Consider the following 22180-nt stretch of genomic DNA (forward strand, 5'->3'; position numbering starts at 1 on the left):
ACCCAAGAGGTAATGCCCGATGGCAAACGTTCGTTCCACTACTGCTTCCAACACTGCCCGCGCCGCGCGTCCGCACCTGCTCGGCCTGGCGTTGTTGCTGGCCACCGGCGTTGCCGGCGCCCAGGTGTTCGCACAGCCGGATACCGCCTTCAACGGCAGCGTCCGCGCTACCGCACCGGTGGTATTGCCGGGCAGCGAAACCGGTATCGAGGGCAATGGTTTCACCCCGGGCCAGAAGGTGACCTTGCTGCGCGGTGAGACCGTGCTCAACGCACAGCCTTATGTCGCCAATGGCGAAGGCAAGTTCAGCGGCACGCTGGCGATTCCAGCCGATGCTGTCGCCGGCCCGCAGCCGATCGTGGTGCGTGCGGCTGCGCCAGACGCCGCAGCGGTGTTCTCGCTGAAGGTCTCGCGCGAAGTGCCCCTGTCCGGCCAGGAGCGCATCCAGGCCGCCAGCAACCGCCTGGTGCAGGGTTTGTACCAGGTCGCCTACAGCCCGGCCAGCAAGGCCGCGTTCGTGACCAGCGCCGTCGGCCGCCCGCCGGTGAAACAGTCCGAACTGCTCAAGGTGGATCCGGAATCGCTGCAGATCATCGCCCGCGTATCGCCGCAGGCAGCACCAGGCAATGACGGCAACCTGTTCGCCGTCTATGGCGTGGGTGTGGACGACGCCAACGGCAATGTATGGGTGACCAATACCCGCCAGGACACGGTGGCGGTCTACCGTCAGTCCGACCTGTCGCTGGTCAAACAGTACCCGGTCGGCGCGGTGTCACATGCGCGCGATGTGGTGGTCGATGCCCAGCGTAACCGCGCCTATGTCTCGGCCACCGGTGCCGACTACATCAGCGTGTTCGACACCCGTACGCTGCAGCAGCTGGACAACATCACCATCGCCTCCGGCAAGCGCGGCGAAACCTTCACCCCCGGCAGCCTGGACATCGATACGGCTACCGGCAAGGTCTATACCGTCAGCCTGGCCGCTGCGGAAGCGGCGATCATCGACGGCGCCAGCGGCAAGGTGGAAAAGGTGTTCCCGCTGGCCGGCGCGCGTGATGCGATCGGTGTGGCATGGAACCCGGTAGCCAAGCGCCTGCTGGTGGTATCGCAGGGCAGCGACAACCTGCTGATCGTCGACCCTGCCACGGCCAAGGTCGAGCACGACGTGTATGTCGGTGCCGGTTCCTTGAACGTGTCCTACAGCCCGAGCACGCGCCTGGCCTATGTCAGCAACCGCGCTGCCGGTACGGTCACCGTGGTTGATGAAGTCGGCAAGATCGTTGCCAACCTCGACGGCGGCACCTACCCGAACCACGTCAGCAAGGGTCCGGATGCGGTGATGTTCGCGATCAACAAGTCCAAGGGCGCCGATGACGCCAAGGGCGATCGCATCACCCGCCTGCTGCCTGTGCAGCGCTGAGTGATCCGCCGCGCCCTGTGCGCGGCAAGGCGGTAAACGCGCGGGAGATGCCGGCAACGGCATCTCCCGCACTGCCATCAAAAGCTGGCCGGTACGCAGCTCCCATGCATCGGCCGATCTGGTGACCGAGGACATATTGATGAAAGCCACCACCCTTGTTCCGACTGGCCTGGGCCTGCTGCTGGCCGGGCTGATTACCGGCTGCGATCGCAGCCCGGCACCACCGCAGGCCGCAGCCGAAGCCCCCGCTGTCGCAGCGCCCGCTGCTGATGCGAGCGTATTGCCGGCGGGTTGGAAGCGCGTGGCCGGGCAGGACGTGCCGCAGGTGGCTGCAGCAGCGCCGCAGCTGCCGGCCAAGCTGCACTCGGACGATGGCGTGGACGTTGAAGTGACCGACATCAGTCGTATCGTCGCCGGCGGCGATGATGTGATCGCGGTGATCGAAGCCTTGGGCCTGGCCGACAAGGTGTACGCCGCACCGGAGCGCTCGGCAACGGCCGCAGGCCGGGCTGCCCCCAAGCACTTCCTGTTCAACCGGACCACCGGTGTGGAAGGCGTGCTGAGCCTGGAAGGAACCCTGTTTCTCGGCAACAGCCTGCGCCGCCATGCGGTGCTGGCCGAACGCCTGCGCGCGACCGGCCATGCCGCGGTGGTGATCGACGACCTGCAGCCGCCGGCGGACAAGGTGCGCAAGGTGGCTGCTGCGCTTGGTCTGGCTGCACAGGGCGAGGAATTGGCTGGCAAGGTGCAGGCACAGCTCGATCAGGCCGCAGCCATCGCAAAGGACAATGCGAAGCGCCCGCGGGTGATCGCGTTGTCGGCCAGCGGCGCCGGCGGCCTGCCGACCGTGGCCGGCGCTGACAGCGCCGCCAACCAGCTGATCACCATCGCAGGTGGCATCAATATCGGCGAAGAAGCCGGCGTGGCCAATTACTCCCAGCTCAGCAACGAGGGCGTTGTTGCGGCGGCGCCAGACGTGATCCTGGTAACGGAAAACGACCTGCGCCTGTTCGGCGGTGAAGCCGGCCTGTGGAAGGCCTATCCAACCTTGAAGCACACGCCCGCTGGCGTGGCCAACCGTGTCTGGGTGATGACTGATGTCGAACTCAAATCCACCAGCGTGGGCTCTGGTGCCGGTGCGCTGGCCTTGGCGCAGGCCCTGGCGGAGTTGTCGCGCGGATGATGTCGGCGCAGGTCCGGCGGCCGAACGGTGCGCTGCTGCTATGTCTGCTGCTGGCGGTGCTGCTTGGTGCGGTGCTGTTGTCGTTCGGCACCGGCCCGCTGAAGCTGCCTGCGGCCGATGTGCTGCGGGCGATGGCGGCGCAGTTCGGCTTGGCCGATCCGCAATCGATCAGCGCCCGCGACATGGGTGTGGTCTGGCAGCTGCGCATTCCTCGCGCGCTGCTGGGCGCGCTGGTCGGTGCATCGCTGGCGATGGCCGGTGTCGCGCTGCAAGGCCTTTTTGGCAACCCGCTGGCTGATCCCGGCATCGTCGGTGTCAGCCAGGGCGCGGCGCTGGGTGCGGTGGCGGCCATCGTGCTCGGCGCGGGCGCGTTTGCTGTGTGGTTGATTCCGCTGGCGGCATTCGTTGGCGGTGCCGGTGCGACGACCTTGATCTATCTGCTGGCACGGCCGGGGCGCGGTGAAGGCACCGCGACCTTGCTGCTGGTCGGTATTGCGATTGGTGCAGGCTGCTCGGCGGCGGTCGGCTTCCTGACCTATATCGCCAGCGAGAGCGAACTGCAGTCACTGGTGTTCTGGCAGATGGGCTCGTTGGCGCAGGCCAGTTGGAGCGACGTGGCCGCGGTCACGCCGGTATTCGTGATCGGGCTGTTGGCCCTGCTGCGGCTGGCCACGTCCTTGGACATGCTCGCGCTTGGTGAGCGCCAGGCACGCCACATCGGCCTGGATGTCGCACGTACGCGTCTGTTGCTGGTGGCGTTCAGTGCGCTGCTGGTGGGTGCAGCGGTGGCATTTGCGGGCAGCGTCAGTTTCGTCGGACTGGTGGTGCCGCACCTGGTGCGGATGCTGGTCGGCCCGGGACACCGGTGGCTGCTGCCCTTGTCGGGTGTGGTCGGTGCGCTGTTGATCGTGGTGGCTGATACCGCCGCGCGCACGCTTGATCCACCGTCGGAGATCCCGCTTGGGCTGTTCTCCGCTGCCTTGGGCGCACCGTTCTTCCTGTGGCTGGTATTGCGCAAGCGTGGGGGACGGGCATGAGCACACCGTTGCTGGAGTTGCGCGGGGTCAGCGTGTTGCGTGGCAGTCGCAAGGTGTTGGCAGGTGTGGACCTGTCATTGCAGGCCGGCACGCTGACCGCCTTGGTTGGCCCCAATGGCGCAGGAAAGTCCACGTTGTTGGCCTTGCTTGCCGGTGATGCCGAGCCGGATTCCGGGCAAGCATTGCTGCAAGGTCGTGCACTGGCCGACTGGCCGGTGCGTGAGCTTGCCCTGCAGCGGGCGGTGATGGCGCAGGATCACGCCGTGCACTTTGCCTTCAGCGTGCGCGAAGTGGTCGCGATGGGGCGCCTGCCGCATCCGCCACAACCACGACAGGATGCGGAAATCATCGAAGCGGCGTTGCTTGAAGTCGATGTCGCAGCACTCGCCGGTCGCGATGTGCAGACGCTGTCCGGTGGCGAGGCAGCACGCACCTCGCTTGCCCGTGCCTTGGCGCAGCAGACGCCGGTGCTGCTGTTGGATGAGCCAACCGCCGCACTCGATCTTCGCCATCAGGAGCGCACCCTGCGCAGCGCCCGCGAGCTCGCAGAGCAAGGTCGTTGCGTGGTGGTGGTGTTGCACGACCTCAACCTGGCATCAGCCTATGCCGATCGCATCGTGATGCTCTGCGATGGGCGCATTGCCGCCGATGGCTCGCCGCGCGAAGTGCTGACCCGCGACACCATCGGCAAGGTCTACGGCCAGCCGGTGCAGGTGATCGAGCACCCAACGCGTGGCGTGCCGCTGGTGGTTGCCTGCGACGATTGAGTATCCGGCGGTGCGTGGGCGAAGTCGTGCTGTTCGCACACATCGCTTCGCGCATTGGCGGAATGACTACTTCGGCGTTGCTGCCAGCGCCCGATAGTCGCGCGGTGTCATGCCCACTGTGTGTTTGAACTGGCGCGCGAATGCACTCTGGTCGGAGAATCCACAAGCCTGACCTACGCTGGCGATGCTGGTGTCGGTGAACAACATGCGGGTAGCGGCCTCGATCCGGAACTTGGTCAGCAACTGCTGCGGCGTCAGCTGGAATACCTTCTTGAACAGGCGCTCCAACTGCGCGACCGAGACGCCGCTCTTGCCCGCCAGCGTGCGCACGCGCAGCGGCTCGTGGAAATGCGCCTGCATGTACTCCACAGCAGCGTGCAGACGCTGGAAAGAAGAGTCCTCGCGGTCTGGTTGGCCAAGATCACGCGAGATGCCGATCAAGCCGACGATGCGGTTGTCTTCCACCAGCGGCTGCTTGAGGGTGAGGCACCAGCCCGGGCTGCGGTTTGCATAGAGCTGCAGCTCAAGCATGTCTTCGATCACTTCGCCGGTCAGCACGCGACGATCCTGCTGGATGTAGCGTGCGGCCAGGTGTGCAGGGTAGAGCTGCAACACGCTCCTGCCGACGATTTCCTCGCGGCTCTTCTTCGCCAGCCGTTGCATCAAGGTCTGGTTGACGTGCGTATATCGACATTCGGTGTCCTTGATGAAGAACACCACGTCGGGAAGTGGATCAAACATGCGCACCAACACCTGCGGTGACAGGGTGACAGCCATGGCGTTGCTCTCCGTTGCAGAGCGCACACCCTGCCATTCCAGCGGCCGTCTCTCAAGCGGAATTAGTATGCTGAAATCCGCATCGTGCGAGCAAAGATACACCTAGCGCGTGGTGGTGGGTCCAGTGGAGTATTGAACCCGAAATGTACGGTCATGAACTCCTTTCGTTCTTGCGTATGTATACAAATCAAATGGTTGCACTTGTTACGGGTTGTGTGGCTTTTTTCCGTCCTCCCGGTTGATCAGCGGGAAGGCGCGCGTCGATATCCATCCGGGGGCTGGTATTAGGCGGATCTGAAAGCCTTGGCCGGTTATGCCAAGGTAGTGCGTGTCCGCCAGAACCGGCGTACGCGATGCCGGGCCCGGTTCGGGTTTGTGTGTGGTTTTTTTGCCTTCGGTCCGGTCTCGTTCGCGGCCATCAGGATCGTGACTGCTCCATCTGCTGTCGACCTTCGCGTTTGCCCGCGCCGAGGTCGGTTGGTGTGTGCGCGAGAAATGGTCGAAGTCTTCACAAAGCCGTTCAGCGGCGGTGCGCGTCATAGACCTGCAGCTGTTGCTGAAGCCGCACGTCAATCAAGGCGAGGCGCTGGGCGGGTGGTCAGAAGCAGATGTTGTTGATTGCTGAATTTTCGTTGGACATTTCATATTCGAGGGGAAGTAAATGAAGACGAACGATCCCGCCAAGCGCTTGCCGTGTCGCCGGCGTGGCCAACTGGCAGTCGCTGTTGCTATGGCGCTGTGTGCTACTTCCATGGGCTCGGCCTGGGCGCAGGATGCTGCCGGGGAGGCTGCGAAGGAACAACCTGCTGGAACCGAAGCGAAGAATCTCGATACCGTGATCGTGACCGGCTCGCGCATCCGGCGTGAGCCGGGCTTCGAAGGCCCGGCGCCGGTGACGGCAATCAACGCGGAGAGAATCCAGGCCTCCGGCTACACCCAGATCGCCGATCTGGTGAACCAACTGCCCAGCTTTGCTGCAACCCAGACCAGCCAGACCGCCAACCAGACCGGCGACGTTGGCGTCAGTGCGCTGGATCTGCGCGGCATGGGCGTACAGCGAACCCTGACGCTGGTGGATGGGCGCCGTCAGGTTGCATCGATCCCCGGCACCGCTGGTGTCGACGTAAGCGCACTGCCTGCAAGCATGATCGAACGCGTGGACGTGGTCACCGGTGGTGCCTCCGCGCTGTATGGCGCCGATGCCGTCAACGGTGTGGTCAACTTCGTTCTCAAGCGTGACTACGAAGGGCTGGAAGCCAGTGTCCGCTACGGCGATTCCTCGCGCGGCGACATGCCGACCTTTACCGGTGACGTGCTGTTCGGCAAGAACTTCGCTGACAACCGCGGCAACTTCACCCTGTACGGCTTCTGGGAAAAGAACTCCGGCACCGTGCGTGGGCAGGACCGTCCGTGGACTGCCAACGGCTACCCGTATTACGCCCGCGCCAACAGCACGGATCCGTATGTGATCCTCGACAACAGCCGCAATGTCTACAACTCGCCCAATGCCACCGTCTTGCTGGGAAACTGCAGCGCGGCCAACGCCGCCAACTGCCTGTACACCTTCAATCCGGACGGCTCGCTGCGCCATTCACAACTTGGCCCGGGCGGGCTGACCAACCTGAGCTCAGGCTTCAACGTGTTGCAGCAGGGCACCACCGATGGCGGCGAGTTTGGCGGACGCTACGATTCCTGGTACCTGGTGACGCCATCGGATCGCCAGACCGTGCGCTCGACGCTGGATTTCGACGTCAACGATGCGCTGCGTCTGGTTGGTACGGTCAACTATTCGCAGAGTCAGTCTGAAGCCTCCTGGCGCTCGCTCAGCACCTATGGTTCGGGCGGCAGTGAAGTGGTGCCGTATTACAGCCCCTTTATCACCCAGGAAATGATCACCGCCAACGGTGGTGCATTCACCGATGGCATCGCGTTTGGTCGCCACTTCGATGAAGAGCTGGGGCATATGCGCCAGCAGACCGACCGCAAGTTGCTGCAGGCCAGCATAGGCGCGGAAGGCTATTTCGACTTCCTCGGGCGCAGCTGGAACTACGAGGCTTATTACTCTTACGGACGCAGCCGCCAGCGCACCCGCGAACTCAATGCCGGTTCCTACGACCGGCTGTTGTCGGGGTTGAATTCGTACGTGGATGGTGCGGGCAACCCGATTTGCCTGGATGGGCCGGCTGGCTGCGTGGCGATCAATCCGTTCAAGCGGCTGACGTCGGAGATGGTCGACTGGTTGACCTACGACACCGACTGGTCGACCACCACGCTGACCCAGAAAGTTGCATCGGCCTATGCCTCTGGCGGCATGTTCGACCTGCCCGGTGGTGAAGCCAAGATCGTGGTGGGTGCGGAGTACCGCAAGGAACGCAACGAGATCGGCACCATCGCCCAGTACGACCCGATCAACCCGGCCTATGACCCCAGCCTTGGCACCACCCAAAGCAGCTTGACCGGCGAGTTCAGCGTCAAGGAAATCTTCAGCGAGCTGAGCCTGCCCTTGCTGTCGGGCGTGACCGGCGCAGAGCGTCTGTCGCTGGAGCTGGCCGGGCGTGTCTCGGACTACAGCACCGCCGGCCGCACCACCACCACCAAAGTTGGCTTGGAGTGGGCGCCGATCGACGACATCACCTTGCGTGGCACTTACGGCAAGGCGATCCGTGCGCCCAATATCGGTGAACTTTACACGGCGGGCAGGGTGTCTTCGGCGTGGATCTACGATCCCTGCAACGACTATGCGTTGGCTACCCGTACCAGTACCACCAGCTACACCGCGGGCAACTGCGCGGCCATCAGTCCCAGCGATACCAGCGTTGGCAACTACTGGCAGTGGAAGGACATCGTCTACTCGGGCAACGTCAACCTGAAGCCGGAAACTGCCAAGACCACCACCTTTGGCGTGGTGCTGCGGCCGCGTTTCATTTCCAACCTGACGGTGTCGGCCGACTATTACAAGATCGACCTGCGCGGGGTGATCTCCACCCTGGACTACCAGACCATACTCAATCGCTGCGTCGACCAGGCGAGCCTCAACAATACTTTCTGCGATCTGGTCAGCCGTGACTCGGCGGGCGACATCGTAGAAGTCGCCGTGCAACAGTTGAACCTGTCGCAGAGCATCGCCCGTGGCGTGGACATCAATGCCAACTGGTACTACGACCTGGGTGGTGTAGCCAACTCCAATGCGGGCCGCATCCTGGTGGATCTCAGCTATGGCCGTACCCTGGAACGCAAGTTTGTCGCCGACCCGTTGAATCCAGATGACGAATGGAATTACCTGACGCTGTGGGGCACGCCGAAGTGGAAGGGCACGGTGCGTACCGGTTGGTCCAATCCCAAGGCCAGTTTCTACTGGACCCTGCGGCATGTATCGAAGATGCGTGGCAGCAATACCTCCACCGCAAGCTACGAGCGTGAGTGGGCCGGCAATACCTTCTACAGCGACTTCTACGCCAGCTATCAGCTCACGCCGAAGTTCAGTGTGTTTGGTGGCATGAACAATGTGTTTGATCGCGCGCCGCCACGGGTGCCGGGTGCAGAGGCCGGCGGTGCCGGTTTCAATCAGACCGGCTATCAGGCAGCGGTATATGACGTGCTGGGCCGCACCTTCAACATCGGCGTGCGCATGAAGCTGTAACGATTCGTGGTGACTGAAAAAGCAGGGGCGACGGGATCACCGTCGGCCCTGCTTGTTTTCACACTGCCGGAAACCGCAGCGGCGCTGCGGCTTCGCAGACTCAGTTGGCCTTGCTGTTGTAACGCAGGGTCAGCTGGTACTCGCGGCCCGGCTGGTTGTACCAGGCAACGGTTTCGTACTCGCGGTCGAACACGTTGGCGGCCTTGGCCTGCAGGCTCCATGCATCGTTGATGGCGTATTCAACGCGCACATCCATGGTGCCGTAACCGGCCAGACGCACGCTGTTGGCGGCATCGTCGAAGCGGTGACCACTGCCGGCAGCGGTCACGCCCAGACGCAGCGGGCCAAAGCTCTTGTCCACGTCCAGACGGCCGCTGGTGCGTGCACGACGCGGCAGCAGGTTGTCGTAGGTAGGTGCACTGGCGATATGGTCGCGCGGGTCGGTGAAGCTGGCCTGGGCGTTGATGTCGAAGCCAGCCAGCGACAGGTAGCCGGTCAGCTCGGCGCCACGGATGCGGGCCTCGGCGATGTTGTACGGGGTGAAGGTGCTGTCGAGTGCGATCAACTGGTCAATGCGGGTTTCATAGGCATTGAAGGTCCAGTTCCAGGCGTCGGCGTACTGCGCGATGCCGATGTTCAGGCTCTTGGACTTCTCTGGCTTCAGCTCGGCGTTGTTGTAGCAGCCCCACGGTGAGCAGGGGTAGTACAGGTCATTGAACGTCGGCGCCTTGAAGCCGGTGCCGGCATTGGCGGTCAGGCGGAAGCCGTTGCCGAAGGCAAAACCGTAGCCAAGGCTGCCGGTGGTGTGGCTGCCGAACTGCTCGTTGTCGTCGTTACGCACGCTGGCCTGCAGCGAGTGTGCGCCGAACTGTCCCTGATACTCGGCGAACACACCGGTGTTGTCGCGGCTATCGGTGATGTAGGCCGTGGTGCCGGTGACCTTGTCCTTCTGCCAGTCAGCGCCGGCGCTGATTTGCTGGCCTTCGGCGAACAGGAAGTCACCCTGCACGCTGGCGGTGTCGCGGCGGCTGTCCAGGGTGCTGACGAAGCTGCGGTTGCCGTTGCCGGCAAGGTAGCCATCGGCCTGTTCGTTGTTGCGGCCAACCTGGGCGGTCAGCTGGAAGGCGTCGCTGTGCACCCACTTCAGCTTGCTGCCGATCACCTGTTGGCGGTTGTCCGATTCATTGCTGGTGGTGCCATCAAACTGGTTGCGGCTGATGGCATTGAGCACGTGGCCTTCCAGGCTCAGCGTGTCGGTCAGGGCATAGCCACCGCGGACGTTGATGGAGGTGTTGCGGTAACCGTCACGGTCCGGCTCGTTGGTGAAGCAGCCGGCGCCTGCCCAGGTCGCTGCGTCGTAGAAGCCGCGGCAGGCGTTGATGCCATCGGTCTCCTGGTAGCCGGCCTGGGCCGAGATCCAGCCGCGCTCGCCGCGGTTGCTGAAGCCGGCGCTGACCTGGCGCAGGTTGTTGCTGCCGGCGGTGATCGCCAGGTTCTGCTGCAGGCCCTTGCCGGCATTACGGGTGAAGATCTGGATCACGCCTCCAATGGCTTCGGAGCCGTACAGGCTCGAACGCGGGCCACGCACGATTTCAATGCGCTCGATCTGGTCGATCGGCAGTTCCTGCAACGGCGGCATGCCACTGGTTGCCGAGCCGATACGCACACCGTCTACCAGTACCAGCACCTGGCTGGAGCTGGTGCCGCGCATGAACAGCGAGGTCAGCTTGCCCATGCCACCGGAGTTGTTGATGTCCAAGCCAGCACGGCCGCGCAGCAGGTCCTGCAGCGAGTTGGCCTGGCTGCGATCAATCTGCGCACGGTCGATGACCTGCACCGGCACCACGCTGTTCTCGATGGAGATCGGGGTGCGGGTTGCGGTGACGGTGACGTCGTCCAACTCGGTCGGTGCGTTCTGCGCGGCAGCAACGCCCGGCAGTGCAAGGGCAAGGGCGAGCGAAAGAGAGTGGTAAGACAATTTCATGGAAGCTCCTGGGCCTGCACGCTCCCGCGCAGGCGGATGGGGAAGGCTGCCAGAAGAGGGAGAAGACGGAGGCGGCGCACACGGCGCTACAGCCGCCGCCATGCCCTCCGCATCGCAACCAGTCGGCTTTCGGGCCGGTCTCCGGACTCGCAGGCGAGGCGGCATGTGCCGCTTCCGTCCAGGCGCCTTCCCGTGTCGAGCACAGTGGCGGTATGCCTGGCCTTGTCCTGCTTACCGTTGCGGGGGCAGCGCCGGAATGGCGACATGCTGGAGTTCCAGCAATGCGCGGCACCGGCTTCCCGTTTCAACCGACCAGCAATGCCGGGCGGTCACCTGAAAGTGCGCGCATTCTATGCCATTGCCGCCAGCGTTGCCGGAATGGGCGGCAACGGCCACCGCACTGCTGCGTCGCTACTCGGTGTATGTGGACAGCGTGGGCGACAAGTCTGGTAGCGGCTTTCGGGCTTTGTAGCCCAGGTAAGCACACCTGCAACGGGATGTGCAGGGCACGTCGGGCCTGCATTGCTGCTGCAATCATATTCCCCGGGTGCGCTGCATTTACCCGGGTTATGTGTTGCTCGGGTTGGGTTTGAGCAGTGACTGACGAAGCAGGTCATGCGCAGCACTGTTGCTGAATGGCTAGAATGCGCGCTGCAAACGCAGTATCGGAAGTGTCGTGACAGAAACATGGTACGGGCAGGCCTGCGGCCAGCCTTCGCAGGAATACCGGCAGCGTGCCCTGCTGCGCCAGCGCCAGCTGACCAAGCCGGAAGGCGCCCTGGGTCGCCTGGAGACCTTGGCGGTTGAGCTGGCCGCGCTGCAAGGCGTGGATCAGCCAGCGGCGCAACGTGTGCCGGTGATCGTGTTTGCTGGCGACCATGGCGTCACCGCGCAAGGCGTATCGGCTTACCCGGCGGAAGTGACGGTGCAGATGCTGCACAACTTTGCTGGCGGTGGTGCCGCCATTGCGGTGCTGGCGCGCGAACTGGGCCTGCCGCTGCACGTCTGGGATGTGGGCAGCCGCGCTACCGCGCCGATTGCCGGTGTGGTCAGTGCCAAGACGTTGCACGGCACTGCTGATTTCAGTACTGCCGCGGCGATGTCTGCTGCCGATCTGGAAGCTGCCTTCGATGCCGGTCGCCGCGCGGTGGAAGCTGCCTGCACCGAGGGTGCCGATCTGCTGGTGTTCGGTGAGATGGGCATCGGCAACACCACCGCTGCCAGTGCGGTAGCCGCCGTGCTTGGTCCGTTGTCGTTGGACGAGTTGGTCGGCGCTGGCACCGGCTTGGATGCAGTGCGCATGGTGCAGAAAAGAAATCTGATCGCACGCGCGCTGAGCCTGCATGGGGATGCGATCAACACGGCCGAGTCCCCCGCATGCGAAGCATTGCAACGTGTAGGTGGATTGGAGATCGCAGCGATCAGCGCGGCGATGATTGCCGCGGCGCAGCGTCGTATTCCGGTGTTGGTGGATGGCTTCATCGTCTCTGCTGCAGCATTGGCGGCAGTGCGCATCAATCCGAGTCTGCGGCCGTGGCTGCTGTTCTCGCATCAATCGGCCGAGCGCGGTCATATTCGTCTGTTGGAAACGCTGCAGGCACAGCCATTGCTGTCGTTGGACCTGCGTCTTGGCGAAGGCTCCGGCGCCGCGCTCGCGCTGCCGCTGGTACGCATGGCCTGCGCCCTGCACAACAGCATGGCGACGTTTGCCGAAGCCGCCGTTGCCGATCGCGGTGGCGGCCGATGATTCTTGATCTGCTGCGGCATGCTTCCACCGGACGTGCAGGTCACCTGGACGGGCGTACTGATCCGCCCTTGATCGACGGTGCGATGGATGCGCTGTACCGCTGCCATGCCGGCATCGGCTGGAGTCGGGTGATCAGCTCACCGCGCCGGCGTGCGCTGGATACCGCGCATGCACTGGTGGCCGGCAGCAATCAGTTCTGCGAGATCCACCCGGATTGGGCCGAGCTCGACTTCGGCGATTGGGACGGGCTGCATTTCGATGAACTACCGGCCGAGCAATTGGCCGGGTTCTATAGCGAGCCGCACGATGTGGTGCCGCCCAACGGCGAATCCTGGCAGCAGTTCCAGGCGCGTGTTGAAGAGCAGCTGCATCGTTTGGTGGACGAAGACGATGGTGACGGCCAGCCGGTGCTGGTGGTCAGCCATGCCGGCGTGCTGCGGCTGGTGGTGTCGCGGGTCTGCGGCATGAGTTTGTCATCGCTGTGGGCGATGCGTGTTGATTACGGCACCCGTGTGCGCCTGCGCGTGGAGCGTGGCGAAGACGGGCAGTTGTGGGGTGAACTGCTGGAGTTGCGACAACCATGATCGGACGCCGCCTGATCCTTGCCATTCAATTCCTGACCCGGTTGCCGACACCACAGGTGCGCGATTTCCGCCAGGAAGATCTGAGCAGGTCGGCGGTGTACTACCCCTTGGTCGGCGTCATCATCGGCGTGCTGCTGGCGCTACCGCTGTATGGCTTGGCTGATCGACCATGGTTGGCCGGCGCATTGACCTTGCTGGTCTGGGTGTGGGTGACAGGTGCGCTGCATCTGGATGGTCTGGGCGATGTGGCCGATGCCTTCGGTGCGGCGCATCGTAATCCGCAGCGCTTTCTGGAAGTCCTCAAAGACCCGCATATGGGCGTGTTCGGCGTGGTCACGCTGATCATGCAGCTACTGCTCAAGTTCGTGCTGCTGACCGAGCTTGCTGTGGGGCCGTTGTGGTTCGGCATCGTGCTGGTGCCGGCGTGGGCGCGTTGGGGCACCTTGTGGTGGAGCCAGCGCATACCGTCGCTGCATGGCAATGGTTTGGGTGAGCGTTTTTCCTGGCAGCTACGACCGGCGGCGATGTGGTTGTGGGCAGTATTGCTGGCCGCGATCAGCGTGGTGTTCGCGTGGCCGTTGTTGCTGGCGTTGCTGCTGGTGCCGCTGGTTGCGCTGTGGTGGAAGCGCAAGCTTGGTGGCATCTCCGGCGATGGCCTGGGTGCGAGTGTCGAGGTTGTGGAGACCTTGCTGATGCTGGTGCTTGTAGTCCTCGCACCGCTAGCCGCTGGATTTGTGGGAGTGTTGTAGGAGCGGCGTGAGCCGCGAAGCCACAGCTGCATCCGGAGCCACGTAACTCGAACCACCTGCGATCATTGCTGTGCGATCTGATAGATAGCCAGCTTCGCGGCTTACGCTGCTCCTGCAAAAGCCGTTCGCCGTTCCCACAAACGCTGATGCTCCGCTTCAATCCTCGAAGCGGATCTCGGTGGTCTCTTCTTCGTCGGCATCAGCCTGCATATGCGTTTCATGCACCGGCCCGGCCTGCTGTCCCGCGCGCGTGGTGGGCAGTGCACCAGCAGCGACTTCATACTCCGCCACCAGCTGCTGGCGGCGCGCCTCTGGTATTTCCTGCCAATGGCAGCCGACCAATGCGCCCTCCAACGAATACAGCAGGTTGAGGCTGGGCTTGAAGCCGGCGCGGCGCACCTTCATGAACGCCGCTACCGGGCCGATCGCACTCAAATCCTGCTCGCTGCGCAAACCAACCTGACGCAGCCAGGCTGCACTCTTGGGGCCGATATTGCGCAGCTTGGGCGTGCTCATTGCAGCGCCTCGACAAATACCTGGGCGATGGCTTCCAGGCCCAACTGGTCATCCGCGTCGAAGCGTGCGATCACCGGGCTGTCGATATCGAATACGCCGACCAACGCGCCGTTGTGGACCATGGGCACCACCAGTTCCGAGCGCGAGGCCGAGTCGCAGGCGATATGGCCGGGGAACGCATCCACATCCTCGATGCGCTGGGTCTGGCGGCTGCTGGCAGCGGCGCCACACACGCCCTTGGACAGCGGAATGCGCACGCAGGCCGGCAAGCCCTGGAACGGGCCAACTACCAGTTCCTTGCCGTCGTAGAAGTAGAAACCCACCCAGTTGAGCTGCGGCAGCGCGTGGTAGACCAGCGCCGACAGATTGGCGGCATTGGCAATACGATCGGCTTCGCCGTGGACCAGGGCACGGGCCTGGGCCAGCAGCTGGGCGTACTGTTCCGGCTTGCTGCCGGTGAGGGTGTCGGTGTTGAACATCAGGAGAGTCTAGCCGCTGTGTGGTCGTCGATTCTGCCAGCCGCTGCTGCTGAACGCAGCCATCGGCAATGGAATGCTGGATCGCAGGCAAAAAAAGACCCGGCAGCGGGAGGGGGCTGCCGGGTCTGGGATTGCGCGGGGGAGGGACCGCGCAAATTCTGTTGTCTGGGTGTCAGTCGGCTTTGCGCTCAGCCTTGGCGGGCTTGGCAGCGAACGGCTGGCGCACCAGTGCGCCCAATGCCTCGCTGGTCTTCAGGCTGAGCCCGACCACTTCCTGGTTGGCGTTGGCCAGCCGTTCGATGTTCTCGCGCGCCAGCTGCATGCCCTTGGGCAGCAGCGCCTGCAGATCCGCCTGCGCACCGGCCTGCGCCAGTTCGCCGAAGAAGCCCGCCGCAACGGTGGTGTTGCGCTCAAGCGCGCGCAGTTGCACGCCAAACACGCTTTCAGCATTTTCCAAGGCGAGCCGGTTGGCACGGTTGGCGGCAGCGGCGAGCTGCTGGGTGTAGCTGCTGAAGTCGTTGAACTGAGCGGACATCGGGGTGATCCAGCGGGTCTTGTTGCGTTGCAGCATAGCGCAGATATTGCGCGGCGCAACATATAATTGTGAGTGGTTCAGATACGCGCTTTCTGTAGTGCCGAGCCATGCTCGGTAGGGGGCCTTCCAGATAAAGCCAGTTCTGTAGCGCCGAGCCATGCTCGGCAGCGGCCTTCCAGATAAAACCAGTTCTGTAGTGCCGAGCCATGCTCGACAGGGGCCTTCCCGGTAAAGCCTCTGCCGAGCATGGCTCGGCACTACCGCTCCCTCCCTTTGCCGCAGGCAAGGGGAGGGTTGGGGAGGGGTTGGCTCTTCGCTGCTTGTTGCAGCCCTGGCTTCGCGGCTTACGCCGTTCCTACAAATGCCGCTGCATGGCGTGTAAAGCCTCTGCCGAGCATGGCTCGGCACTACCGCCTACCGCCTATCGCCTACGGCTGCGATCAGGCGGCTTTGTCGCCCTTGTAGCTGCAGCCGGAAGTGCAGGTCTCATGCACCACTACTTCGCTGAGCAGCGGCAGCGCTGGCTTCAGCTTTTCCCAGATCCACATCGCCAGGCGTTCGCTGGTGGGGTTTTCCAGGCCGGGGATGTCGTTGAGGTAGTTGTGGTCGAGCTGGTCGTAGAGCGGCTGGAAGGCGGCCTTCAGATCGCTGAAGTCCATGATCCAGCCGGTCTCCGGGCCTGGTTCGCCGCTAACCCGCAGTTCAACGCGGAACGAGTGGCCATGCAGGCGCGAGCACTTGTGGCCGACCGGGACGTTGGGCAGCCGGTGTGCGGCTTCGAGGGTGAAAACCTTGAAAATATCCATGGGCGCAATTGTAGGGTGCGGCCGTCTCCCAGCGTATGCATCTGTGATGCCAGTAGTAGTTTCATATCCATCCTGATGAAGCGATGTAACAGATGGTTATGTGCGAATGCAACAAAGTGATTGGCCGGACATTTGACTGTTGTGAGGTACTGCTGGTGTTGTCATTCACCTCTCCCGGACTCCATGCCTACTCGTTCCTTGCTCGCTTTCGCGGTGGCTGCTGCCATCGTTGCTCCCTCCCTCGCCCTGGCCGAAGCCGCTGCCGATGGCAGCAAGACCCTCGATGCGGTGCGCGTCACCGGCTCCAACATCAAGCGCACCGATACCGAAACCGCCAACCCGGTTCAGGTGATCGAACGGCAGCAACTCGAGCAGACCGGCAAGGCCAGTGTGGCTGACCTGCTGCGTTCGATCTCCGCCAACACCGGCAACGCCAGCAACGAAACCAGCAACAGCGGCTGGGCCTCTGGCTCGGCCGGCATCGGCCTGCGCGGCCTGTCGCAGAAGAACACGCTGGTGCTGCTCAACGGCCGTCGCCTGGCCAACTACGGCTTCCCGTCTGGTGGTCTGTCGGATACCTTCGTCGATCTCAACGCGCTGCCGCTGGTCGCGGTGGAGCGCATCGAAGTGCTGAAGGACGGCGCCTCGGCGGTATACGGTTCCGATGCAGTCGCCGGCGTGGTCAACATCATCACCCGGCAGAATTTTGAAGGTGCCGAAGTCGGCGTCAGTGGCGGCACCTCCGAAGCCGGTGGGCTGGACCAGCAGAACCTCAAGTTTGTCGGCGGCATCGGCGATCTGGACCGCGATGGCTACAACATCCTGGTGTCGCTGGAAGGCTATAACCGCGACCGTCTGGACCAGGACCAGCGCGATCTCACGCGCTCGGGCATCTATACCGACAAGGCCGGCGGCCGCTGGAATGGTTGGTCGGCCAAGGGCGCGCGCTACCTGATCGGCGGCAAGTCTGTGCCGATGCTTGATGCCGCCGGCAACTGCCCGGAAGGCACCGTACTTACCGCCAGTGGCCCGATCGACGGCCTGGCCGGTGACACCTGCGCCTTCAACCAGGCGCCTTACACCACGCTGATCCCCTCAACCAAGCGCTGGCAGGCCTACGTCAACGGCACGCTGCGCATCAACGATTCGGTGGAAGCCTTCGCCGATGTGATCTACAGCGACATCAAGGGTGTGTCGTGGTTCGGCTCGAGTCCGTTCTTTACCCTGGAAAGTGGCCGCTTCGCGCTCAACGCCGACACCGGTCTGGCCGAGCCGGTGCGCTCAACGCTGCCGGCAGCCAATCCGTATAACCCGTACGGCGTGGACGTGCCGATCGAATACACCTTCTTCAACCTCGGCGGCACCATCAAGACCAACCGCTCGCGTTCCTATCGTGGCGTGCTCGGCCTGCGCGGGCAGACCGAGAAGTGGGACTGGGAAGTTGGTGCGTTCCAGGCCGCCAGCAAGCAGCGCGAGACTGTCTCCGGTGGTTTTGCCAATCGTTGGACGCTGTACGACGCGCTGGCCAGTGGCAGCTACAACCTGCTCAATCCGTCGGCAACCGATCCGGCGGTGCTGGCTGCGATCGGCCTGAGCACGTTGCGTCCGGCCGAATCGGTGCTCAAGGGGGTGGACGCCAAGGTGTCCGGTACTTTGGGTGAAACCTGGGCGGGCGAGATTGGCTTTGCCGCCGGTGCCGAATGGCGGCAGGAAAAGCTCGACTCCAACAATCCCTGGCAGATCGATGCCGGCCTGCAGGTGCGCCCTGCGATTGCTGAAGTGCACGGCCAGCGCCACGTAAGCGCCGCCTATGCGGAAGTGAGCGTGCCGCTGCACAGCACATTGGAGCTGCAGGCTGCGGCGCGTGCCGATCACTACAGTGATTTCGGCAATGCATTCTCGCCCAAGCTCGGCCTGCGCTGGCAGCCGTTGGATTGGCTACTGGTGCGTGCTGCTGCCTCGCGTGGCTTCCGTGCGCCGTCGCTGTCGGAGAACTCGGCATCTACCAGCATCGCCTATGGCTCGGTGGTTGATCCGCATGATCCGGACGTCGCCGGTTCGCGGCAGAACCCGACCTTCTTCACCGTTGGTAATACCAATCTCGATCCGGAGCGCACGCGCAGCTTCAACGCCGGCTTCGTGCTGTCGCCGTGGCAGAACACCAACCTCAGCGTCGATTACTACCGCATCAAGCTGGATAACCTGATCGGCACCGGCAACACCACCACCTTGGTGCAGGAGAACGATCCGGCTAATGTGTTGCGTGATTCGCGCGGCAAGTTGCTGGCGGTCTACAACCGTTACCAGAACCTGAGCCAGCTGGAGACTTCCGGCATCGACATCGAGCTGCGCCAGCGTTGGCAGACGGCCGCTGCAGGCGACTTTGGCCTGTCCTCAGCGCTGACCTATGTCATCGATTACAAGCGACCGCAGGTTGTTGGCGGTCCGTTGGTGGATTACGCCGGTTCCAACCTCGGCCCGTCGCTGCCGGATACCAAGGCCACCACCACGCTGGATTGGGCTTTGGGTGATTGGCGTACCGCGCTGACCTGGTATTACACCAGCAGCTACGATCAGGAAGGCAGTGCCGCGGCAAAGGCCGTGCAAAAGCAGGTGGCAAGCTACAGTCAGTTCGATCTGTATCTGGGCTACACCGGCATCGACAAGCTTACGGTGTACGCAAAGGTGCAGAACATCGGTGACCGCCAGCCACCGTACGACGCCACCTTCCCGGGTGTGCGCGCACCGTATGACTTCAGCCAGTACGACCTGCGCGGGCGCTATTACACGCTGGGCTTTGATTATCGCTTCTGATTGAAAGCCCCCCAGTGATCTAGCCCCTCTCCCGTTTACGGGAGAGGGGTTGGGGTGAGGGCAGCTTTTAAAGCATTACCGGGAAAGCCCCTGCCGAGCATGGCTCGGCACTACAGGTTCCGCTCCTGCTCAAAGCCCCTCTCCCGCCTGCGGGAGAGGGGTTGGGGTGAGGGCAGCTTTTAGGTGCTGGAACCGTGCTGGCAAGGCCTCTGCCGAGCATGGCTCGGCACTACATATTTCGCTTTTTAATTTTGAATTTTGGCAACAACGTTCATGCAATAGGGGAGTGCTACACCCATGTCGTTCCGCTTTAAACGTCTGCTGCCAGTCTTGTTGCTGGCAACACTTGTCAGCCTGTCGCCGGCCCATGCCCAGAACAGTTACTACTTCCTCACCGCGCAGCAGTTCGATGCGAAGGTGCCATCGCCGCAACAGTTCCTCGGTTACGAGATCGGCAGCCACTACACCCGGCATGACCAGCTGGTGGCCTACTTCAACGAACTGGCGCGGGTTTCGGACAAGGTCAAGGTCGAGGTCATCGGCCAAAGCTACGAGCAACGCCCGCTGTTGCTGGTGACTATCACTTCAGCGCGCAACCACGCGCGCAGCGCCGAGATCGCCGCCCAGCGTCAGGCGCTGATCGATCCTGCACAGCCGCTACCCGGTGCTGATGCTCCGGCGGTCGCGTGGTTGGGTTACAGCGTTCACGGCAACGAAACCTCCAGCGGCGAAGCCGCAATGCTCACTGCCTACTATCTTGCCGCCAACCAGGACGCGGAAACCGCGCGCTGGCTCGACCATGCGGTAGTGGTGATTGATCCAGCACAGAACCCGGATGGACGCGACCGTGCCGCCAACTGGCATAACGCCTGGGGTTCGCGTCCGCCATCTGCTGATCCGGCCGACAAGGAACATGTCGAGCCGTTCCCCAGCGGCCGCGTCAATCACTACTTCACCGATCTCAACCGCGATTGGCTGGCGCTGGCGCAGGCCGATAGTTGGCCGAAGGTTGCGCAATTCCATCGCTGGTATCCGAACATCCAGATCGACTTCCACGAAATGGGCAAGGACAGCACTTACTACTTCGAGCCGTCGCCGAAGAGCATGGAAAGCCCGCTGTTGCCCAAGTCTTCGTATGAGGCGAACAAGTGGCTGGCGCGCTTCCATGCCAAGGCCCTGGATGATCTTGGTTCGCTGTATTACACCGGCGAGAACTTCGACAACTTCTCGCCGATCTATGGCTCCACCTATCCGGATTTCCACGGCGCGGTCGGTGTGACCGTGGAGCAGGCCAGTTCGCGTGGCCTGGTGCAGGAATCGGTGAATGGCCTGCTGCATTTCAACTTCACCGTCCGCAACCAGGTGGCGACGGGTCTGGCCAGCGTGCGCGGTGTGGTGGAAGACCGTGATCGTCTGTTTGCACTGCAAAAGGAGTTTTTCCGCAGCGCGCTGAAGCAGGCGTCCGCTTATCCGGTGCACGATTGGGTGTTCGGTGATGCCGCCGACGCCACGTTGACCCGCAAACTGCTGGCCGTGTTGCTGCAGCATCGCATCGAGGTGCACGCATTGGCGCGGGACGTGGAAGTGGATGGCAAGCGCTTCCAGGCCGGTTCGGCATATGTGGTGCCCGCGCGGCAGCCGCAGTTCCGTCTTGCGCATTCGATCTTCGAGTTCACCCCGGCGGTAAAGGGCGATGTGTTCTACAGCGGCACCTCGTATGCGGTGGCGCCTGCCTATGGCCTGCGTTATGCCGGCAGCCGTGGTGCCGTGCCGAGCGGAGCGGTGGTGGATGCAGTGCCGGTGGCACAGGGTGGCATCAGCGGCGGTCGTGCTGGCTTCGCCTATGTGGCCGATGCACGTGACTTCGGCAGCTTCCGTCTGCTGGGCGGGCTGCTGCGTGACAATGTGCGTGTGCGCACCGCGCACCAGCCGTTCACTGCTTCTACCGCGAACGGTGATGTGGCGTTTGGTCATGGCGCGGTGGTGATTCCGGTTGCAGGCCAGACGCTGGATGCGGATGCCCTGCAGGCCAAGGTGTTGGCGCGTGCGCAGGAGGCTGGTGTCACGGTTTACACCTTGGCCAGTGGCCGCGCTGCCAGCGGCATCGATCTGGGTAGCGACAATGTGCGGGTACTGCGCACGCCGAGCGTCGCCTTGGTGATGGGCGAGGGCGTGTCCGCAACCGAGATTGGCTCAACCTGGTTCTCGCTGGATACCTCGCTGGGCTTGCCGTCCAGCAAGCTTGATCCTGCGCAGTTGGCCAGTGTTGATCTGGCGCGCTACACCTCAATCGTGCTGTCCGGTGGCACCTATGCCAACGTCAGTGATGCGGGTGTGGCGGCGCTCAAGCGTTGGATTACCGCCGGTGGTTCGCTGGTGGTGTATGGCAGCGGCGCGCGCTGGGCGATCGACAAGGGCCTTGCCGAAGCCAAGCTGCGCGAAGGCGACAAGAAGGATGAGGCTGAGCGGTTGGATTTCGGTACGGTGCGTGATGTGTTCGCGCTGGGTCGGGTCAGCGGCAACATTCTGAGCGCTGATATCGATCCGACCCATCCGCTGGGCTTTGGTGTGCAGCAGCGTCGCATCTGGGTCAACAAGGAAGGTGGACTGGTGTTCGAGCCGGTGAAGAATGCCTTCCTCAATGTGGTGAACATCGACCGCGAGCCGGTGGTGAATGGCTATCTGTCCGATGCGAATCGTGCGCGGGTTTCGGGTTCGAGCTATCTGCAGGTCGTGCCGAGCGGGAGTGGCAACGTTGTGTTGTTTGCCGATGATCCAGCGCATCGCAAGTATTGGCATGGCACTGAGCGCTTGCTGCTCAATGCCTTGTTGCAGGCAAACCACCTGAGCACGCCGCGCCAGCGCGGGGAGTAAGGCTTTAGCCCCTCTCCCGCTTGCGGGAGAGGGGTTGGGGTGAGGGGCGGTGCGCAGCGCCGTGCAGTTCTGCTTTGCCTCGGCCTTGCAGCTGGTATCGCTGAAGGCAAAAGCTGCCCTCATCCGCCCCTGCGGGGCACCTTCTCCCGTAAACGGGAGAAGGGATAGAACCAAAGCCAAAGCTCAAAGCCAAAGCTCAAAGCCAAAGCTCAAAGCCAAAGCTCAAAGCCAAAGCCAAAGCCAAAGCTCAAAGCCAAAGCTCAAAGCC

Annotated in this window: 18 protein-coding genes and 1 riboswitch; of the genes, 11 read left to right on the top strand and 7 right to left on the bottom strand. The window is 63.2% G+C overall.

Annotated elements, in window-relative coordinates; genetic code table 11:
• Window positions 1-19 precede the first annotated feature (19 nt).
• The 4 genes from ACVOK8_RS12560 to ACVOK8_RS12575 all read left to right on the top strand — a co-directional run bounded on the left by ACVOK8_RS12560 (window position 20) and on the right by ACVOK8_RS12575 (window position 4407).
• Window positions 20-1420, top strand: a complete 1401-nt coding sequence (locus ACVOK8_RS12560; protein WP_481567100.1) for a YncE family protein — start codon at window positions 20-22, stop codon at window positions 1418-1420.
• Between the two features lie 139 nt (window positions 1421-1559).
• Window positions 1560-2603: a heme/hemin ABC transporter substrate-binding protein gene (locus ACVOK8_RS12565; RefSeq protein ID WP_481567101.1), complete on the top strand. Its 1044-nt coding sequence runs from the start codon at window positions 1560-1562 to the stop codon at window positions 2601-2603.
• A complete protein-coding gene (locus ACVOK8_RS12570) occupies window positions 2600-3640 on the top strand; it encodes a FecCD family ABC transporter permease (RefSeq protein ID WP_481567102.1) in 1041 nt (346 codons plus the stop codon). The genes ACVOK8_RS12565 and ACVOK8_RS12570 overlap by 4 nt, the downstream gene beginning before the upstream one ends.
• Window positions 3637-4407 (top strand): heme ABC transporter ATP-binding protein, encoded by a 771-nt coding sequence (locus ACVOK8_RS12575; RefSeq protein WP_481567103.1) that lies wholly within the window; start codon window positions 3637-3639, stop codon window positions 4405-4407. The genes ACVOK8_RS12570 and ACVOK8_RS12575 overlap by 4 nt, the downstream gene beginning before the upstream one ends.
• A gap of 66 nt (window positions 4408-4473) precedes the next feature.
• Here the strand turns inward: ACVOK8_RS12575 and ACVOK8_RS12580 are convergent, their stop codons facing one another.
• Both ACVOK8_RS12580 and ACVOK8_RS12585 read right to left on the bottom strand, forming a co-directional pair.
• Complete coding sequence (locus tag ACVOK8_RS12580) at window positions 4474-5184, bottom strand: AraC family transcriptional regulator (protein WP_481567104.1); 711 nt, start codon at window positions 5182-5184, stop codon at window positions 4474-4476.
• 204 nt (window positions 5185-5388) lie between these two features.
• Window positions 5389-5724, bottom strand: coding sequence for a hypothetical protein (locus ACVOK8_RS12585; RefSeq protein ID WP_481567105.1), 336 nt, complete (start codon window positions 5722-5724; stop codon window positions 5389-5391).
• Window positions 5725-5845: 121 nt separating this feature from the next.
• Here ACVOK8_RS12585 and ACVOK8_RS12590 point away from each other — a divergent pair, with 121 nt between their 5' ends.
• Window positions 5846-8824, top strand: a complete 2979-nt coding sequence (locus ACVOK8_RS12590) for a TonB-dependent receptor plug domain-containing protein (RefSeq protein ID WP_481567106.1) — start codon at window positions 5846-5848, stop codon at window positions 8822-8824.
• A 100-nt stretch (window positions 8825-8924) separates the two neighbouring features.
• Here the strand turns inward: ACVOK8_RS12590 and btuB are convergent, their stop codons facing one another.
• Entirely contained in the window at window positions 8925-10808 is a 1884-nt protein-coding gene (btuB, locus tag ACVOK8_RS12595; protein WP_481567107.1) for a TonB-dependent vitamin B12 receptor, read from the bottom strand.
• Between the two features lie 115 nt (window positions 10809-10923).
• A riboswitch (cobalamin riboswitch) is annotated at window positions 10924-11160 on the bottom strand.
• Between the two features lie 324 nt (window positions 11161-11484).
• Here btuB and cobT point away from each other — a divergent pair.
• Genes cobT through cobS form a run of 3 tightly spaced genes read left to right on the top strand, consistent with a single transcriptional unit; the run spans window position 11485 to window position 13888 of the window.
• Entirely contained in the window at window positions 11485-12555 is a 1071-nt protein-coding gene (gene cobT, locus ACVOK8_RS12600) for a nicotinate-nucleotide--dimethylbenzimidazole phosphoribosyltransferase (RefSeq protein ID WP_481567108.1), read from the top strand.
• Window positions 12552-13139 (top strand): histidine phosphatase family protein, encoded by a 588-nt coding sequence (locus ACVOK8_RS12605; protein ID WP_481567109.1) that lies wholly within the window; start codon window positions 12552-12554, stop codon window positions 13137-13139. The genes cobT and ACVOK8_RS12605 overlap by 4 nt, the downstream gene beginning before the upstream one ends.
• Entirely contained in the window at window positions 13136-13888 is a 753-nt protein-coding gene (gene cobS / locus ACVOK8_RS12610; protein WP_481567110.1) for an adenosylcobinamide-GDP ribazoletransferase, read from the top strand. Before ACVOK8_RS12605 ends, cobS begins: the two co-directional genes overlap by 4 nt.
• 156 nt (window positions 13889-14044) lie before the next feature.
• On the opposite strand, the gene ACVOK8_RS12615 is transcribed toward cobS, so the two are convergent.
• The 4 genes from ACVOK8_RS12615 to queD all read right to left on the bottom strand — a co-directional run bounded on the left by ACVOK8_RS12615 (window position 14045) and on the right by queD (window position 16224).
• Window positions 14045-14404: a TfoX/Sxy family protein gene (locus tag ACVOK8_RS12615; protein WP_481567111.1), complete on the bottom strand. Its 360-nt coding sequence runs from the start codon at window positions 14402-14404 to the stop codon at window positions 14045-14047.
• A complete protein-coding gene (locus tag ACVOK8_RS12620; RefSeq protein ID WP_481567112.1) occupies window positions 14401-14883 on the bottom strand; it encodes a GAF domain-containing protein in 483 nt (160 codons plus the stop codon). The genes ACVOK8_RS12615 and ACVOK8_RS12620 overlap by 4 nt, the downstream gene beginning before the upstream one ends.
• A gap of 172 nt (window positions 14884-15055) precedes the next feature.
• Window positions 15056-15418: a phasin family protein gene (locus tag ACVOK8_RS12625; RefSeq protein WP_481567117.1), complete on the bottom strand. Its 363-nt coding sequence runs from the start codon at window positions 15416-15418 to the stop codon at window positions 15056-15058.
• A gap of 440 nt (window positions 15419-15858) precedes the next feature.
• Window positions 15859-16224, bottom strand: a complete 366-nt coding sequence (queD, locus tag ACVOK8_RS12630; protein WP_282272587.1) for a 6-carboxytetrahydropterin synthase QueD — start codon at window positions 16222-16224, stop codon at window positions 15859-15861.
• Window positions 16225-16407: 183 nt separating this feature from the next.
• On the opposite strand from queD, the gene ACVOK8_RS12635 reads away from it, so the two are divergent.
• The 3 genes from ACVOK8_RS12635 to ACVOK8_RS12645 all read left to right on the top strand — a co-directional run.
• Window positions 16408-19038 carry a TonB-dependent receptor gene (locus ACVOK8_RS12635; RefSeq protein WP_481567113.1) on the top strand — a complete coding sequence of 877 codons (2631 nt, stop codon included), beginning with the start codon at window positions 16408-16410 and terminating at the stop codon, window positions 19036-19038.
• Window positions 19039-19335: 297 nt separating this feature from the next.
• Window positions 19336-21912, top strand: a complete 2577-nt coding sequence (locus ACVOK8_RS12640) for a M14 family zinc carboxypeptidase (RefSeq protein WP_481567114.1) — start codon at window positions 19336-19338, stop codon at window positions 21910-21912.
• A 49-nt stretch (window positions 21913-21961) separates the two neighbouring features.
• Window positions 21962-22180: hypothetical protein (locus tag ACVOK8_RS12645; protein WP_481567115.1), on the top strand; the 219-nt coding region annotated here is incomplete at its 3' end.

It is taken from the genome of Stenotrophomonas sp. STEN083 (assembly GCF_056759195.1).